General features: G+C 33.7%; 16 protein-coding genes. 1 reads left to right on the forward strand and 15 read right to left on the reverse strand.

The features are described from left to right. Window positions 1-15 precede the first annotated feature (15 nt). On the forward strand, window positions 16-672 hold the full coding sequence (gene fsa, locus ACTTAQ_RS00860) for a fructose-6-phosphate aldolase (RefSeq protein WP_440694711.1): 657 nt from the start codon (window positions 16-18) through the stop codon (window positions 670-672). On the opposite strand, the gene lpdA is transcribed toward fsa, so the two are convergent. The 15 genes from lpdA to leuC all read right to left on the reverse strand — a co-directional run bounded on the left by lpdA (window position 673) and on the right by leuC (window position 18,450). After that, the gene (gene lpdA, locus ACTTAQ_RS00865; protein ID WP_440694713.1) at window positions 673-2,070 is read right to left on the reverse strand and encodes a dihydrolipoyl dehydrogenase; all 1,398 of its coding nucleotides are present in this window, start codon (window positions 2,068-2,070) and stop codon (window positions 673-675) included. Further along, entirely contained in the window at window positions 2,070-3,326 is a 1,257-nt protein-coding gene (gene odhB / locus ACTTAQ_RS00870; RefSeq protein WP_440694715.1) for a 2-oxoglutarate dehydrogenase complex dihydrolipoyllysine-residue succinyltransferase, read from the reverse strand. Before odhB ends, lpdA begins: the two co-directional genes overlap by 1 nt. Further along, a complete protein-coding gene (locus ACTTAQ_RS00875) occupies window positions 3,326-6,259 on the reverse strand; it encodes a 2-oxoglutarate dehydrogenase E1 component (protein WP_440694717.1) in 2,934 nt (977 codons plus the stop codon). The genes odhB and ACTTAQ_RS00875 overlap by 1 nt, the downstream gene beginning before the upstream one ends. 17 nt (window positions 6,260-6,276) lie before the next feature. Next, window positions 6,277-7,152 carry a succinate--CoA ligase subunit alpha gene (gene sucD, locus ACTTAQ_RS00880; RefSeq protein ID WP_440679221.1) on the reverse strand — a complete coding sequence of 292 codons (876 nt, stop codon included), beginning with the start codon at window positions 7,150-7,152 and terminating at the stop codon, window positions 6,277-6,279. Then, window positions 7,153-8,313 (reverse strand): ADP-forming succinate--CoA ligase subunit beta, encoded by a 1,161-nt coding sequence (sucC, locus tag ACTTAQ_RS00885; protein WP_440694718.1) that lies wholly within the window; start codon window positions 8,311-8,313, stop codon window positions 7,153-7,155. A 3-nt stretch (window positions 8,314-8,316) separates the two neighbouring features. Next, window positions 8,317-9,276 carry a malate dehydrogenase gene (mdh, locus tag ACTTAQ_RS00890; RefSeq protein WP_440694720.1) on the reverse strand — a complete coding sequence of 320 codons (960 nt, stop codon included), beginning with the start codon at window positions 9,274-9,276 and terminating at the stop codon, window positions 8,317-8,319. Between the two features lie 75 nt (window positions 9,277-9,351). Next, complete coding sequence (gene asd / locus ACTTAQ_RS00895) at window positions 9,352-10,470, reverse strand: aspartate-semialdehyde dehydrogenase (protein ID WP_440694721.1); 1,119 nt, start codon at window positions 10,468-10,470, stop codon at window positions 9,352-9,354. 50 nt (window positions 10,471-10,520) lie between these two features. Further along, complete coding sequence (locus ACTTAQ_RS00900; protein ID WP_440694723.1) at window positions 10,521-12,014, reverse strand: CoA-acylating methylmalonate-semialdehyde dehydrogenase; 1,494 nt, start codon at window positions 12,012-12,014, stop codon at window positions 10,521-10,523. A gap of 13 nt (window positions 12,015-12,027) precedes the next feature. Then, on the reverse strand, window positions 12,028-12,810 hold the full coding sequence (locus tag ACTTAQ_RS00905) for a succinate dehydrogenase iron-sulfur subunit (RefSeq protein ID WP_440694725.1): 783 nt from the start codon (window positions 12,808-12,810) through the stop codon (window positions 12,028-12,030). A 2-nt stretch (window positions 12,811-12,812) separates the two neighbouring features. Beyond that, window positions 12,813-14,591: a succinate dehydrogenase flavoprotein subunit gene (sdhA, locus tag ACTTAQ_RS00910; RefSeq protein ID WP_440694727.1), complete on the reverse strand. Its 1,779-nt coding sequence runs from the start codon at window positions 14,589-14,591 to the stop codon at window positions 12,813-12,815. Further along, entirely contained in the window at window positions 14,588-14,917 is a 330-nt protein-coding gene (gene sdhD / locus ACTTAQ_RS00915) for a succinate dehydrogenase, hydrophobic membrane anchor protein (RefSeq protein WP_440694729.1), read from the reverse strand. The genes sdhA and sdhD overlap by 4 nt, the downstream gene beginning before the upstream one ends. Next, window positions 14,917-15,285: a succinate dehydrogenase, cytochrome b556 subunit gene (gene sdhC / locus ACTTAQ_RS00920; protein WP_440694730.1), complete on the reverse strand. Its 369-nt coding sequence runs from the start codon at window positions 15,283-15,285 to the stop codon at window positions 14,917-14,919. The genes sdhD and sdhC overlap by 1 nt, the downstream gene beginning before the upstream one ends. Before the next feature lie 64 nt (window positions 15,286-15,349). After that, on the reverse strand, window positions 15,350-16,450 hold the full coding sequence (leuB, locus tag ACTTAQ_RS00925; protein WP_440694732.1) for a 3-isopropylmalate dehydrogenase: 1,101 nt from the start codon (window positions 16,448-16,450) through the stop codon (window positions 15,350-15,352). Then, on the reverse strand, window positions 16,443-17,051 hold the full coding sequence (gene leuD / locus ACTTAQ_RS00930; protein WP_440694734.1) for a 3-isopropylmalate dehydratase small subunit: 609 nt from the start codon (window positions 17,049-17,051) through the stop codon (window positions 16,443-16,445). The genes leuB and leuD overlap by 8 nt, the downstream gene beginning before the upstream one ends. Further along, the gene (gene leuC / locus ACTTAQ_RS00935; protein ID WP_440694736.1) at window positions 17,044-18,450 is read right to left on the reverse strand and encodes a 3-isopropylmalate dehydratase large subunit; all 1,407 of its coding nucleotides are present in this window, start codon (window positions 18,448-18,450) and stop codon (window positions 17,044-17,046) included. Before leuC ends, leuD begins: the two co-directional genes overlap by 8 nt. Window position 18,451: the final 1 nt, after the last annotated feature.

Consider the following 18,451-nt stretch of genomic DNA (forward strand, 5'->3'; position numbering starts at 1 on the left):
TTTTTATTTTTATTTATGAAAATATACATAGACTCTTCAGATATTAAAGAAATCAAAGAAATTAATAAAACAAAATTAGTGGATGGAATTACAACAAATCCTTCATTAATTGCAAAACAAAATAAAAATATAAAAACAATCTTAAAAGAAATATGTAACGAAATCAAAGGCCCTGTAAGCGCAGAAGTAACTGCAGTAGATTGTGAAGGAATGCTTAAAGAAGCTAAAATTTTAAAAAAAATTGCAAAAAATATAGTAATCAAACTTCCACTAACTTTTGAGGGTTTGAAAGCCTGTAAAGAACTTTCAGCAAAAGGAATTAAAACAAATGTAACCTTATGTTTTTCTGTCACTCAAGCATTAATGGCAGCCAAAAGTGGGGCAACATATGTATCGCCTTTTATTGGACGTCTCGATGATATTGGAAAAAGTGGAGTTGGTTTAATACAAGATATTAGAAAAGTATTTGATAATTATAAGGATTTAAAAACAAAAATTTTATCTGCATCAATCAGAAACGTTGATCATGTAAAAGAAGTTGCAAAAGCTGGATCAGATATTGCAACAATACCTCCTAAAGTATTTCATGAAATGTATAAGCATGAACTTACTGATAAAGGATTGAAAATTTTTTTAGATGATTGGAATAGCACTAATCAAAAGATTAGTTAATTACATATGGATTGGTCTTTTATCTACTGCTAACGCAGCTTCCTTAACAGCCTCTGTTAAAGTAGGATGCGCATGACACGTTCTAGCAATATCTTCAGAGCTTGCACCAAACTCCATAGCTAATGCAAGTTCAGCAATTAGATTTCCTGCATCAGGACCTACAATGTGAACACCTAAAACTTTATCAGTTTTTTTATCAGCTAATATTTTTACAAATCCATCAGCTTCATCATTAACTTTAGCTTTTGAATTTGCCATAAAAGGAAATTTTCCTACCTTGTATTCAATTGAAACTTGTTTCAATTCCTCTTCAGTTTTTCCAACAGAAGCAACTTCTGGATGTGTATAAACTACCCCAGGAATTACATCATAATTTACATGTCCATATTTACCTGAAATCATCTCAGCTACAGCAATACCTTCTTCCTCGGCTTTGTGAGCTAACATCGGTCCAACTACAACATCACCAATTGCATATACGTTTTCAACATTTGTTTTAAAATGCTTATCAATCTTTACTCTTCCTTTTTCATCTTTTTCAATATTTACATTTTCTAGCCCAAGGCTGTCTGTATTAGCCTTTCGACCAACACAAACTAATACCACGTCTGCCTCTAAAATATTATTTGAACCATCTTTTTCAAACTCTATAGTGGCTTTTGACCCATCACTATTAACTTTATTAACTTTTGATGAAAGATTAAATTTCATTCCTTGTCTTTTTAAAATTTTATGAAAGCTATCTGAAACTTCCCTATCCATTCCTGGAAGAATATGATCCATATACTCAACAACTTCTACATCAGCACCTAATTTCATCCATGCAGATCCAAGCTCAAGACCAATAACTCCACCACCAATCACAACCATTTTATTTGGGACTTTTTCTAATGCTAAGGCACCAGTTGATGATACTATAACTTTTTCATCAATATTTATATTTGGTAATGTAGCTACAGATGATCCTGTAGCTATAATTATGTGTTTGCCTGTTACTTGGCTATCAGATCCGTCTGAATTTTTTATATTTACTGTATTATTTGATGCAAAACTACCGTGTCCTTTAATGTATGTAACTTTATTTTTTTTAAACAAAAACTCTATACCTTTTGTTAATCCGTCTACAGTTTTCAACTTATGACTCATCATCTTAGATACATCTAAAGATAAGCCATTAGTCGTAATTCCAATTTTATCAAATTCTTTATTAGCTTTATGAAACATCTCTGCGGAATGAAGTAATGATTTTGAAGGTATGCATCCTACATTCAAACATGTCCCACCAAGAGAACCTCTCGACTCAATACATGCTGTTTTGTGTCCTAGTTGTGCCGCACGAATTGCACATACATATCCGCCTGGACCACCACCGATTACAATTACATCAAAATTTTCCATTATAAATTTAAAAATAATCTTCTTGGATCTTCTAAAATTTCTTTAACACGTACTAAAAAAGAAACTGCTTCTTTGCCATCAATAATCCTATGATCGTATGATAAAGCCAAATACATCATTGGACGAATTTCTATTTTTCCATTAATTACAATTGGTCTCTGGACTATATTATGCATCCCTAAAACACCTGACTGGGGCGGGTTTAAAATTGGTGTTGATAACATTGAGCCATAAATGCCGCCATTTGTAATTGTAAATGTTCCACCTTGAAGTTCTTCAATAGATAATTGACCATCCCTAGCCTTGCCACCAAGATTAATAATTTCTTTTTCAATATCAGCAAATGACATTTGATCTGCACTTCTAACTACTGGCACAACCAAACCTTTGTCAGTACCAACAGCCACTCCAATATTATAATAATTTTTATATACTATTTCCTCGCCTTGAATCTCTGCATTCACTGCTGGAAATGTTTGCAATGCATTTACACATGCTTTTACAAAAAAGGACATAAAGCCAAGTTTTACACCATAAATTTTTTCAAACTCCTCTTTGTTATCCTTTCTAATTTGCATTATCATTGACATGTCTACTTCGTTAAAAGTCGTCAACATTGCTGCAGTATTTTGTGCTTCCTTAAGCCTTTTAGCAATTGTTGCCCTTAGCCTTGACATTTTAACTCGCTCTTCAGGACCTTTGTCTTGGAATTTTTTATCTAAACCAGGGTTTACTCCCATTAATCCAATCAAATCGCTTTTTAAAATTTGACCTCTTTTTCCCGTCCCTTGAATACTTGAAACATCTAAATTATTTTCTACAATTACTCTTTTTGCTGCAGGAGATGGGTCAACTGATTTTTTCTCTAAGTTAATTGGAACAACTTTTGCCGCTTCTTTTTGAGGGGCTTCTTTCTCCAAAATTAATTCTTCTTTTTTTGATATATCTGATATTTCTTCTTTTTTAATTTCTTTAACTTTATTTTCTTCTTTTTTTACTGGGGCAGCAGAAACCGATCCTGCTTCACCAATCTCTCCAAGTTTTGTACCCACTCCAACTGTTTCTCCTTCTTTAATACTTATCTCAGATAACACTCCTGATGTTGGTGAAGTTACTTCAACACTAACTTTATCTGTTTCAAGCTCAACTAATGGCTCATCCTCATTTACATTGTCTCCAGTTTTTTTAATCCACTTTGCAACTGTGGCCTCTGTAACAGATTCTCCAAGTGTAGGAACTAAGATTGGGGTACTCATTATATTGTAATCGCTGTTGTAACAATTTCTTGCTGTTGGGCAAGATGTTTTTTGAGGTAGCCACTTGCTGGTGAAGCTGATGGCTTCCTCCCAGTATATTTTAATGTTTTAGACTTTACATTTATATACTCTAAAGTACGATTTATATATCGCTCAACATGATTCCAGCAGCCCATGTTTTGAGGCTCTTCTTGACACCATACGAAACTTTTTGCATTTGAAAATCTATTCAAATGCCTTGCCAAGGTTTTAGCTGGGAAAGGATAAAGTTGTTCAATTCTAACTAGTTGAACTTTGTTTGCTTTTTGCTTTTCTCTTTCATCAACTAAATCATAATAAATCTTACCAGTACACAAAATAACTTTCTCAATTTCTTCATCCTTTGCCAATGGTATCATATTGTATTGAGAGTATTCTGCTTTATCTGAAAGCACCCTATGAAATGAATTTTCTTTTGTAAAATCTTCAATTTCAGAAATACACCTTTTGTGTCTCAATAATGATTTTGGTGTGAATATTACTAATGGTTTTCTGAAAGGGCGATGAAGCTGCCTTCTTAGTGCATGAAAATAATTTGCTGGTGTTGTACAATTTACTACTTGAATATTTTCTTGAGCACATGCCTGTAAATATCTTTCGACTCTAGCCGAAGAATGTTCAGGTCCTTGACCTTCGTATCCATGAGGTAAAAGCATTACAAGTCCACTAGCACGAGTCCATTTTTTTTCTCCAGAACTTATAAATTGATCAAAAATTACCTGAGCGCCATTTGCAAAATCTCCAAATTGAGCTTCCCATAAAACCAACGTATCAGGATCTGTTAAAGAGTAACCATATTCAAAACCCAAAACTCCCATTTCAGATAATAAACTATCTATAATTTCTACTTTTCCTTGATTTGAAGATAGGTTTTTGATCGGATAATACCTTTCGCCAGTTTTTTGATCATTTATACCTGCATGCCTATGGCTGAAAGTTCCTCTTACAGAATCTTGTCCAACTAATCTAACTCCATAACCCTCATCAGAAATAGTCCCCAATGCCAGTGTTTCAGCAAGCGCCCAATCGATTTCTTTTCCTGTTTCAAGCATGTTTAATCTATTTTCAAATATCCTGGATATTGTTTTGTGAGGATTAAATGTTGTAGGAATTGTACTTAATTTTCTCCCTAATGTTTTTATTTTTTCAATATCAACACCAGTAATACCTCTTCTATCTTGTCCTAATTCAGAAGTAAATTTTGACCATACTCCAGTGAACCAATCAAACTCATTTGATTTATAATTTTTAGAAGCTTCAAATTCTTCATCTAATATTTTTTGATAATTTGCTAATTCATTTTTAAAATATTCTTCAGATATACTACCTTCATCAATTAATTGTTTTGAATATTTTGACAAAGTAGATTCATGTTTTTTGATTTTTTTGTACATTAATGGCTGAGTAAATGATGGCTCATCACCTTCATTATGTCCAAATTTTCTATAACAAAAAATATCTATAACAACATCTCTGTTAAATTTTTGTCTATACTCTGTTGCAATCTTTGCGCAGTAAGTGACTGCTTCAGGATCATCTCCGTTAACATGAAATATTGGAGCTTGAACCATTTTAGCTACTTCTGATGGGTAAGGCGAAGATCTTGAAAATTCAGGCTGTGTAGTAAATCCAATTTGATTATTCACAATAATATGAATAGTTCCACCAATATTATGACCTGTTAACCCTGACATAGCAAAACACTCAGCTACAATACCCTGTCCTGCAAAAGCCGCGTCTCCATGAAGTAAAATTGGTATTACTTGCTTCCTATCTTTATCTTTATGAAAATCTTGTTTTGCTCTTGTTTGACCTAACACTACAGGATTTACAGCTTCTAAATGCGAAGGATTTGCTGTTAAACTCACATGAACTAAATTTCCATCAAACTCTCTATTTGCAGATGCTCCTAAGTGATATTTTACATCACCAGATACTCCACCACTTGCTATTCCAGGATCTCCACCAAACTCTTTAAAAATTTTTTTTAATGGTTTTTGAATCACATTTGTAAGTATGTTTAATCTTCCTCTGTGAGGCATACCAATTTTTACTTCCTTACAACCTAATGCGCCTCCTCTTTTAATAATCTGCTCCATTGCTGGAATAAGAGACTCGCATCCATCCAATCCAAATCTTTTGGTTCCAACATATTTTTTTGCAAGATATTTTTCAAAGCCTTCGGCTTCTATTAATCTATTCAATATTGCTTTTTTTCCTCTTTCGGTAAAATGTATCTCTTTATCTTTTCCTTCTACACGAGCTTGTATCCAGCTTTTTTCCTCTGGATCATTCATATGCATAAATTCAAAACCTATATTTGAACAATAAGTTCTTTTAAGAATATCTAATATTTCTTTCAAAGTGGCATACTTCAATCCTAGCACTTCATCTAAAAAGATTTTTTTATTCATATCTGAATCAGTAAATCCATAAGTTTTGGGATCAAGTTCTGGTGCATATTCTTTTTTTGTTAATTCCAAAGGATCAAGCTCAGATTGAAGGTGTCCTCTAATACGATAAGCTCTAATCATCATTATAGCCCTAACAGAATCTTTGGTACTGCTTTCGATATCACTTGAAGAGCTTTGCGGTTTCTCTTTGACAATTTTGCTCTCGAGGGAATAATTTAAGTTTTCTGGAATAAATTTTTCATAAATATCTGGATCAACATCAGAAGTATGTTTAAGTTTTTTTGGTGTCCATGATGCTCCAAAAACCTCTTTTTTTACTAAATCTTGATTATCATTAATTCCTTCAAAATATTGTCTCCAGCTTTCAGGAACATTATCTGGGCTGTTACTATATTTCTCATACATCAATTCTATATAAGAAGAATTCGATTTGCTTAAGAAAGAAGTAGTTTCAAATATTTTATTTTTAGAAGCTGACATTATTAATTGGTATTATATCAACCATTTAATACTGATTTCAATGTTTTTCCAATATCAGCTGGGGAGTCTGTAACAGTTATGCCACAAGATTGCATAGTTTTAATCTTGTCTTTAGCGCCACCTTTTCCTCCTGCGATGATAGCACCAGCATGACCCATTCTTCTTCCTGGAGGAGCAGTAATGCCTGCAATAAATCCAACCGTTGGCTTTTTTATTGGATTATTCTTTAAAAATTCAGCAGCTTCTTCTTCTGCAGATCCACCAATTTCACCAATCATAATAATAGACTCAGTTTTTTCGTCTTTTAAAAATAGATCCAAGCAATCAATAAAGTTAGTTCCATTAACTGGATCGCCACCAATACCAATACACGTTGATTGGCCTAAACCTTCTGCTGTTGTTTGAGCTACCGCCTCATAAGTTAAAGTTCCAGATCTTGATACAATACCAACAGTTCCTTTTTTATGAATATGTCCTGGCATAATACCAATCTTACATTCTTCAGGAGTTATAATACCCGGACAGTTTGGTCCTATTAATCTTGAGTTAGAATCTTGTAATTTTTCTTTAACTTTAATCATATCAAGAATTGGTATTCCTTCAGTGATACATACAATCAAAGGAATTTTTGCATCTATGGCTTCAATAATTGCCGATGCTGCAAATTTAGCTGGAACATAAATCATTGTTGCATCTGCCCCTGTTTCGTCAACTGCTTCTTTAACAGTATTAAAAACTGGTTTTCCTAGATGAACCTGACCACCTTTTTTTGGTGTAACACCGCCAACTAAATTTGTACCATAGGCTAAAGCTTGTTCAGAATGGAACGTACCATTTGCACCAGTAAAACCTTGGCATATCAATTTTGTATCTTTATTAACGAGTACTGACATTTATTTAATAGCCTCTACTATTTTTTTAGCAGCATCATTTAAATCATCTGCAGGAATAATTTTTAAACCAGAATTATTTAATATTTCTTTCCCCTTTTCAAAATTTGTACCAGCCAATCTTACAACTAAAGGAATATTTAATTCTGTCTCTTTTGCAGCTGCAATTACACCTTCAGCAATTACATCGCATCTCATTATTCCTCCAAAAATATTAATTAAAATCCCTTTTACATTTTTATCTGATAAAATAATTTTAAATGCTGCTGTAACTTTTTCTTTTGAGGCACCACCGCCAACATCTAAAAAGTTTGCTGGCTCAGATCCATAAAGGTTAATAATATCCATTGTCGCCATCGCTAAGCCCGCACCGTTAACCATGCATCCAATTTGACCATCTAATTTAATATAAGCTAAATCATACTTGCTAGCCTCAATTTCCATTGGGTCTTCTTCATTTAGATCTCTTAATTCTAAGATTTCAGGATGTCTAAATAAAGCATTGTCGTCAAAATTAATTTTAGCGTCCAAGCATATAACTTTATTATCTTTGGTTAAGATTAATGGATTTACTTCAATTAAGTTTGCATCAGTTTTAATTAATGACTGATACAATGCTTGAACAATTTTTTTTCCATCTTCTAAAGCGTTTCCATCAAGATTGAATGGTTTTAAAATATCTAATACATCTTTATCATTCACTTTATCTTCGATGCCAACACGTGTAGTGATAATTTTTTCAGGTGTTTTAGCTGCTACCTCTTCAATATCCATTCCTCCTTCTGCACTGGAAATAAAAGCTATTTTTGAAGTAGCTCTATCTACAAGACAAGATAGATAAAACTCCTGATCAATTTCAGAGGCGTCTTCTAAATATAACCTTTTAACTTCTCTGCCTTGCGGACCTGTTTGATGAGTAACTAGCACCTTTCCAAACAGCTCTTTAGCTTCTTTTTTTAATTCATCTAAATTATTTACTAACTTTACGCCCCCAGCTTTTCCTCTACCGCCCGCATGGATTTGGGCCTTTAAAACAATTTTATTTGTAGTAATTTTTTTTGCTTCCGCTTCTAATTCATCTAAACTAAATACTGGACAACCATTTGGAACTGGTGCTCCAAATTTTTTTAAAATTTCTTTTGCTTGATGCTCGTGAATATTCAATTTTTATTTTAAAGACGGATCGATATTTTTTGCAGCATCTAATAATTCATTAACTGCCGCAATTGAAATATCAAAGTTCTTTTTCTCCTCTTCATCTAAATCTAACTCAATTACTTTTTCAATACCATTTGATCCAATAACTGCCGGTACACCTGCATAAAGATCACTCACTCCATATTTATTTTCTAAATAAACTGCACAAGGCAATGTTTTCTTTTGATCTTTTAAATATGATTCTGCCATATCAATAGCAGAGGCAGCTGGTGCATAAAAAGCGGAACCATTTCCTAAAAATTTAACGATTTCCGCACCACCTTTTCTAGTTCTATCAATAATAGAGTCTAATTTTTCTTTTGACAATTTTCCATCTTTAATAAAATTCATTAAATTTTTACCATCTACTGTAGTCCTATTTGGAACAGGAACCATTGTATCTCCATGCCCACCAAGAACGAAAGAGTCTATCTTTTTAATAGGTACATTAAGCTCTTTTGATAAAAATAATTTAAATCTTGATGTATCTAACACGCCAGCCATGCCCACAACTTTGTTTTTTGGAAGCCCAGAGTATTTTTGCAAGGCCATCACAATAACATCTAGAGGATTTGTAATACAAATAACAAAAGCATTAGGAGATGATTTTGCAATTCCTTCTCCAACTTGTTTAATAATTTTCAAATTAGTACCTAATAAATCATCTCTAGTCATTCCAGGTTTTCTTGGAATGCCAGCAGTTATAATTACAACATCAGAGTTTTTTGTATCATCATAATTATTTGTTCCTACAAAATTAACATCAAAACCATCTATTGCGGATGATTGGGCAATATCTAAAGCTTTTCCTTTTGCAACACCTTCGGCAACATCAAAAAGAACAACTTCATTAGCAAGTTCTTTCAACCCAATAAGGTGGGCTAAAGTTCCACCTATTTGACCAGCACCTATAAGAGAAATCTTTTTCATGCGGGATATATATTTAATGGATAATAAAAATCAAAGACTAAATTGAAGCAGTAAAAATGTATATTTCTATGAAGTTTAATGATGCAAAACTATATTTAACATTCTTCTTAAAGGTTCAGCAGCTCCCCATAATAATTGGTCACCGACGGTAAACACGTTAAGATAGTCATTGCCAATATTTAATTTTCTTACTCTACCAACAGGAATGGTTAATGAGCCACTTACTTTTGCTGGGCTCAATTCTTTAATTGTAATTTCTTTTTCATTTGGGATTAACTTGGTCCATTCGCTGGTTTGTTCAATAATATTTTCAATTTCATTTAACGGTAAATTCTTATTAAGTTTTATGGTTAATGCCGCACTATGAGAACGCATTGCACCTACTCTTACACAAGTTCCATCAATTGGTACAGGTTTTGAATTTCCTAAAATTTTGTTAGTTTCAGCAAAAGCTTTCCACTCTTCTCTGGACTGGCCATTATCTAATTTTGAATCAATCCATGGTATTAAGCTACCTGCCAGCGGCACTCCAAAATAATCAATGGGAAATTTTTTAGAATTCATTTCACTACGAACCTGCTTATCAATTTCTAAAATTTCAGAAGCTGGATCTTTTAAAAGATCTTTCGCGCCATTATGTAAGTGGCCCATCTGATTAAGTAACTCTCTCATATTTTGAGCTCCTCCTCCCGAGGCGGCCTGATAAGTCATAGAAGTTGCCCATTCTACCAAACCACTTTTAAACAACCCCCCAACACCCATCAACATACAGCTAATAGTGCAGTTTCCACCAATAAATTCTTTTTTTCCTTTTTTTAATGCGTCTTCAATAAGGTTTTTATTAATAGGATCTAATACAATTGTACTCGACTCTTCCATTCTTAAACTGGATGCGGCATCAATCCAAAAACCTTTCCATCCATTATTTCTTAAATCTTTAAAAATTTTTTTTGTGTAATCGCTACCTTGACAAGTTAAAATGACATCCATTTTTTTTAGAGACTCAATATCGAAAGCATCTTGTAAAAAATTTTTACCTTTTCCAATATCAGGACCTTCTTTGCCGGACTGCGAAGTGCTAAAAAAAACTGGCTCTTTAATCTTTTTAAAATCGCCTTCTTCGATCATTCTGTTAATTAAAACAGAACCAACCATTCCTCTCCAGCCGACAAAACCAACACGTGTAATGCTCATAAATTAACTATAAACCAATTTTTAAAAAAATGTTAAAAAATTAGAAATCTTTATTTCATTGTTGGCATTGTAAATTCAGGATTATCTTTTATTCCTGAAGGCCATCTTGAAGTAATAGTTTTTAATTTTGTATAAAATCTTACTCCTTCAGGTCCATGCATATGCTGGTCGCCAAATAAAGAGCGCTTCCACCCGCCAAAGCTATGAAATGCCATTGGAACTGGTATTGGTATGTTAACTCCTACCATTCCCACTTTAATTTTGTTTGTAAAAGTTCTAGCACTGTCTCCATCTCTAGTGAAAATAGATGTTCCGTTTCCATATTCATGATTATTTATTAAATCAACAGCAGTGTTAAAATCTTTAACTCTCACAACAGATAGAACTGGACCAAAAATCTCTTCTTTATAAATTCTCATATTTTCAGTTACATGATCAAATAAGCATCCTCCAATATAAAACCCATTTTCATATCCTTGTAATTTTAAGTTTCTACCATCAACAACTAGTTTTGCGCCTTCTTCAATGCCTAGATCTACATAGCTTCTGACTTTATCTAAATGTTCTTTGGTTACCAGTGGTCCCATTTCAGATGTTTTGTCCATACCTGGTCCAACTTTTAAAGCTTCAACTTTTTGAGAAAGTCTTTTTACTAACTCGTCACCTACATTTCCAACGGCAACTGCTACTGACTGAGCCATACATCTTTCACCAGCAGAACCATATGCAGCTCCCATTAATCCATTAACTGCTTGATCAAGATCAGAGTCTGGCATAACTACACAATGATTTTTTGCCCCGCCTAATGCTTGAACTCTTTTTTCAAATTTTGCTGCATTTTCATAAATATATTTTGCTATTCCTGTTGATCCTACAAAACTAACTGCAGCTACATCCTTGTGCTCTAAAAGTGCATCAACAGATTCCTTGTCACCATTCACAACATTAAATACTCCGTCAGGTAAACCTGCTTGTTTTAATAAGTCAGCTAGCATCATTGAACAACTTGGGTCTTTCTCTGATGGTTTTAATATAAAAGTATTTCCACATGCTATAGCCACTGGAAACATCCACATTGGAACCATAGCTGGAAAATTAAATGGTGTAATACCAGCGCAAACTCCCAAAGGTTGTCTCATAGACCAGCTATCTACTCCTCGTCCAACATTTTCCGTAAACTCTCCTTTTAAAAGATGAGGGATACCACAAGCAAATTCAACAACTTCTAAGCCTCGTGTTAATGAACCTTTTGCATCGTCATAAACTTTTCCATGTTCAGCAACTATAAGCTTAGTTAGTTCATCTGAATTTTTTTCGATCAGTTCCTTAAATTTAAATAATATTCTTGCCCTCGTAATTGGTGGAGTATCTGCCCATTCTGGAAAAGCCTGTGATGCAACTTTTATTGCTGCATCAACATCAGATTTTGATGCCAAATTAACCTTGGCCTGCACTTCACCAGTTGCTGGATTAAAAACATCAGCTAATCTTTTGCTTTCACCTTTAAACTCTTTTCCATCCACAAAGTGGAAAATATTTTTCATAATTTTAATATTACTATGCTGACTTTTCAGTCACCAGCATTTTTTTAATAGAACCAATTGCTTTAGCTGGATTCAATCCTTTTGGGCAGGCATTTGTGCAGTTCATAATAGTATGGCACCTAAATAACTTTAATTCATCAGCTACTTTTTTTAATCTTTTTTGTCTTTCCTCATCTCGACTATCAACGATCCATCGATAAGCTTGTAATAAAACTGCTGGACCTAAATATTTATCTCCATTCCACCAGTAACTAGGACATGAAGTTGCACAACATGCACACAAAATACATTCATATAAACCGTCTAATTTAGATCGATCTTCAACAGTTTGTAGGCTTTCTGTTCCGTTTAAACTTTTGCTTGATTGCATCCAAGGTTCAACGGATTGATATTGCTTATAAAGTTGCTTTAAGTTTGGAACCAAATCTTTAATTACTGGCATATGAGGCAATGGATAAATATTAATATCACCATCAATCTCTTTGGCTGACTTTGTGCATGCAAGTGTATTTGATCCATCAATATTCATTGCACAAGATCCACAGATACCTTCCCGACATGATCTTCTAAAGGTTACAGTTGAATCAATTTCATTTTTAATTTTTATTAACGCATCTAAAACCATTGGACCGCAATTATCCATATCTACTTCGTAAGTATCTACGCGAGGGTTTTCATCTTTGTCTGGATCCCATCTGTAGACATTTACTTTTTTAATATTTTTTGAATCAGAATCTGATTTAAAATAGTTGCCTTTTTTTATTTTTGAATTTTTTGGAAGATTAAACTGTACCATAACTAGTATACTCTTGCTTTCGGAGGGAAATATTGAACATCATTGGTTAAAGTATAATTATGAACATCTCTATAATTTAGATTTACCTTTCCATCTTCATGCCATGCTAAAGTATGTTTCATCCAATTCTCATCATCTCTTTCTTTAAAATCTTCTCTAGAGTGAGCTCCTCTGCTTTCTTTTCTATTCTCAGCAGAAGCAACGGTCACCTGTGACTGTCTAATTAAATTATCAAATTCTAACGCTTCGACTAAATCGGTGTTAAAAATTAAAGATCTATCTTTGATAGAGATATTATTTAATCCTTGCCAAGGCTCTTGAATTTCATTTAAACCCTCTTTTAATGTCTTGTCAGTTCTAAAGACCGCACATTTACTTTGCATAGTTCTTTGCATTTTGTCTCTTAAAATTGCAGTTGGTGTATCGCCATCAGCATTTCGCATTTTATCAAATCGATCCAAACATTTTTGAGTTTCTGCATCTGAAATATCTTCATGTTTAGAATTAGGCTTTACTTTTTCAGCAGCTCTTACCGCTGCAGCCTTACCAAACACCACAAGATCAATTAAAGAATTTGAACCTAAACGGTTTGCTCCATGTACTGAAACACACGCAGCTTCACCAACAGCCATTAAGCCATCAACAATAGTATCTGAACCATTTGCGTCTTTAGTTAAAACTTCACCAAAATAATTAGTGGGAATTCCGCCCATATTATAATGAACCGTAGGTAATACTGGTATTGGCTCTTTTGTAACATCAACTCCGGCAAAAACTTTTGCGGATTCTGATATACCAGGTAATCTTTCTTTTAAGATTTTAGCATCTAAATGATTTAAGTGTAAAAAAATATGATCTTTATTTTTTCCAACACCTCTGCCTTCATTAATTTCAATTGTCATTGATCTTGAAACAACATCTCTGGAAGCGAGATCTTTTGCTGAAGGAGCATATCTTTCCATAAATCTCTCACCTTCTGAATTTACTAAAAAGCCACCTTCGCCTCTACTGCCTTCCGTAATTAAACATCCAGCACCATAAATTCCTGTTGGGTGAAACTGAACGAACTCCATATCTTGCAAAGGAAGTCCTGCTCTAAGTACCATTCCACCACCATCACCTGTACAAGTATGAGCAGAAGTTGCTGAAAAATAAGCTCTTCCGTAACCACCTGTTGCAAGTATGACCATCTTTGATCTAAAGCGATGAATAGTTCCATCTTGTAAATTCCATGCAATAATCCCTTGGCACTTTCCATTTTCCATAATTAAATCAAGCGCAAAATATTCAATGAAAAACTCAGTGTCTCTTTTAAGAGCTTGTCCATAAAGAGTATGAAGTATAGCGTGACCTGTTCGATCTGCTGCCGCACAAGTTCTTTGAACCACACCGTTTCCGTAGTTCTTTGTCATTCCGCCAAATGGTCTTTGATAAATTTTACCTTCTTCAGTTCTACTAAATGGAACTCCATATTTTTCTAGTTCGATAACTGCTTGAGGCGCTTCCTTACATAAAAATTCAATTGCATCTTGATCGCCAAGCCAATCAGCACCTTTTACAGTGTCATACATATGCCATCGCCAATCATCTTCACACATATTTCCTAGAGCAGCTGAAATCCCACCTTGTGCTGCTGCTGTATGACTTCTTGTTGGAAATACTTTTGAAACACATGCAGTTTTTAAACCAGCCTCAGACAAACCAACGGCAGCTCTAAGACCTGAGCCTCCCGCACCCACTACAACTACATCGTATTCATGATTAATTACGTCGTAACTCATAATCCTAATATAACCATTGCTGAGATAGCGGCAATAGGAATTATTAAAGAAATTAATAATATTAAACCACTAGCTATTTTTTTTACTTTTTCATTATGAATATAATCTTCGAATATTTCTCCCATTCCAATTCTCATATGAAAAAATGCTAAAAGAAATATCAAACTTAATATGCCTACATAAATCTTATTATTTAAAAACATCACTGCATCTGAATAACTAAATGCCATTAAATTATCAAAATGAAATAAAAACCAAATTAAAAATGGTAATAAAATAACTGCTGCCACTCTTTGTAATAACCATTTTGAAACAACGTGATTCATTAAAACACCCAAACCAAAAAAGTTAAAATAAACGATGATAATAGCACTAAAATACCACTTAAATTTGCTGTTTTGATTTCATAACCATAGCCCATGTCCCAAAATAAATGCCTGATACCATTTAATAAATGATAAGAAAAAGACCAAGTTATGCCCACAAAAATAAACTTACCGATAACTGTGGCAGAAAAAATTTCAAAATATTTATAAACATCCTCTCCCAAAAAAAGCATGAAGATCCACAATGCAAAAAACATCATACCCATTAAGTTAAATATAGACGTCATTCTATGTGTAATGGATAGTAGAGATGACAACTGCCATTTATAAACTTGTAAGTGTGGAGACAAAGGACTTTCGAATTTCATAAAGATTAATCTAACTGAAAATAAAAATTATTCAAAATCACAATATGTCTCAATTTAAATTAAATTACTTTAATTTATCGATGATTGCCGATCCCATTTCAGAAGTTGAAACTTTTTGCTTTCCATCTTCCATAATATCTGGTGTTCTAAGACCATCTTTTAAAACTGCCTTCACAGCAGAGTCAATTTCATCAGCAACATCATCTAAATCTAACGAGTATTTAAGAGCCATTGCAAAACTAAGGATCATTGCAAGCGGGTTTGCGATTCCTTGACCGGCAATATCAGGAGCAGAGCCGTGGCAAGGTTCATACATTGACCTAATTCTTCCATTTTTATCTTTTTCACTTAATGAAGCAGAAGGCAACATTCCTAAAGATCCAGTTAACATTGCAGCTTCGTCCGAAAGCATATCTCCAAACAAGTTATCAGTAACAATCACATCAAATTGTTTTGGATTTCTAACAAGTTGCATTGCGCAATTATCAGCCAGCATATGGCTTAGTTCAACATCTTTATAATTTTTATTTTCATCATAAAATTTTTGAACTTCTTCCTTCCAAAGCATTCCAGCTTCCATCACATTAGATTTCTCAGCTGATGTTACTTTTTTATTTCTTTTTTTGGCAAGATCAAAAGCTACCTTTGCAACTCTAATAATTTCTTTCGAAGTGTAAACATGTGTGTTAACACCTCTTTTTTCTCCATTAGCGATAGGTTCAACTCCACGAGGCTCACCAAAGTAAATTCCTCCGGTCAGCTCTCTTACAATCATGATATCCAGATCAGAAACAATTTCTGGTTTCAAGCTTGAAGCACTTACAAGTTCAGAAAAGCATATTGCTGGTCTTAGGTTTGCAAACAGCCTCAATTCTTTTCTTAATCTTAATAATGCTCTTTCTGGTCTTTTAGAAAATTCAAGCTGATCATATTTCGGGCCACCCACAGCTCCTAGCAAAACTGCATCACTATCCATTGCTTTATAAAGAACATTATCTGTCAATGGAGTTTTGTGTTTATCATATGATACTCCGCCAGCCAATTCTTCTGTTACATTTAGCTCTAAATTCTTATTTGAATTTAACCAAGAGATAATTTTTTTTACCTCGTCCATTATTTCTGGACCGATACCGTCTCCAGCAAGTAGTAATAAATTTTTAGGCACTAAATAACCAAGGCGTAGCTTTTTTTTGTTTTTCTATATAGTTCTCAACATCGCTTGTTTTTTTAAGACTCAAGGCAATATCATCATAACCATTCATCAAACATTCTTTTCTAAATGGTTCAACATCAAAATCGAAAGGTCTGTTATCTCCTTTTTCAATTTTTTGTTCTTCTAAATTTATTGTAATTTCCTTTTTTTCCTTTGATAGCTCAGCTAATTCTTTAATTTCTTCATCTTTTAAAACGATAGGTAAAATTCCATTCTTAAAACAGTTATTGTAAAAAATATCGGCAAAAGATGGTGCAATAACAACCTTAATACCAAAATCAAGTAATGACCATGGAGCGTGCTCTCTTGATGACCCGCAGCCGAAGTTTTTTTCTCCAATCAAAACTTTAGATTGATTGTAAGGTTCTTGATTTAAAACAAATTCCTTTAAAGGATTTCCTTGCTCATCATATCTTAATTCAAAAAATAAACTTTTACCAAGACCGGTTCTTTTAATAGTTTTTAAAAACTGCTTTGGAATGATCATATCGGTATCAACATTTACAATTGGTAGATACGCAGGAATACTTTTAACTTGAGTAAACTTATCCATTATAAAACTTTCTTACATCAGTTAATTTTCCTTCAATGGCTGCTGCTGCTGCCATTGCAGGGCTACATAAATGAGTTCTTCCGCCTCTTCCCTGTCTTCCCTCAAAATTTCTATTTGATGTAGACGCACATCTTTCTTGGGGTTTTAACTGATCAGGGTTCATACCTAAGCACATTGAACAACCTGCATTTCTCCATTCAAGTCCAGAGTCTATAAATATTTTATCTAATCCTTCTTCTTCTGCTTGTTTTTTAACTAATCCAGATCCTGGAACAACGTAGCCAGTAACATTCTTTGCAATTTTTTTACCTTTTAAAATTTCTGCCGCTGCTCTTAAATCTTGAATTCTTCCATTTGTACATGATCCAATAAAAACCTTATCAATAGAAATTTCATCTAATTTAGTATCAGGGCTTAATCCCATATAATCCAAAGATCTTTCTACCGCTTTTCTTTTATCAGGATCAGAAAATTTTTCTGGCCCTGGCACTGAAGCATTTATTGGCAATACATCTTCAGGACTAGTTCCCCATGTTACGGAAGGAATAATTTCTTCTGCTTTTAAAATTAGTGTCTCATCATATTTTGCACCTTCATCAGATTTTAATGACAACCAATAGTTTTTTGCTTTCTCCCAATTTTCACCTTTTGGAGATAAAGGTCTATCTTTTAAAAATTCAACTGTTTTTTCATCTGGTTGAATAATTCCAGCTCTTGCGCCTGCCTCAATCGACATATTGCAAACTGTCATTCTTTCTTCCATTGTTAAATTCTTAATTGCCTCACCACAATACTCAATTACGAAACCAGTTCCACCCGCCGTTCCTATCTTACCAATTATTGTTAAGATAATGTCTTTAGCAGTTACTCCTGTTGGAAGTTTACCTTGAATTTCAATTTTCATGTTTTTAGATTTTTGTTGAATCAAAGTTTGAGTTGCTAATACGTGTTCAACTTCTGATGTACCAATTCCAAATGCTAAAGCGCCAAATGCACCGTGCGTTGCTGTATGACTATCGCCACAAACTATTGTCATACCAGGTTGTGTTAAACCTTGCTCTGGCCCAATCACATGAACAATTCCTTGTCGAATATCATTTAAACCAAAAAAATCGATACCAAATTCTTTGCAGTTATTATCTAAAGTTTCATATTGAATTCTTGAATCTTCATTTTCAATCGGCTTGCTACGATCTGTTGTAGGAACATTGTGATCAGCAACAGCCAATGTATACTCAGGGTGCTTGACTTTTCTATTATTCATTCTCAAGCCTTCAAAAGCTTGTGGGCTAGTTACTTCGTGAACTAAGTGTCTATCAATATATAATAAACATGTGCCATCTTCCTGTTTTGCCACCAAATGATTATCGAATAATTTGTCGTATAATGTTTGAGCCATT

Origin of the sequence: Candidatus Pelagibacter sp. HIMB109 (assembly GCF_052048155.1) — a bacterium.
Lineage (GTDB): Bacteria > Pseudomonadota > Alphaproteobacteria > Pelagibacterales > Pelagibacteraceae > HIMB114.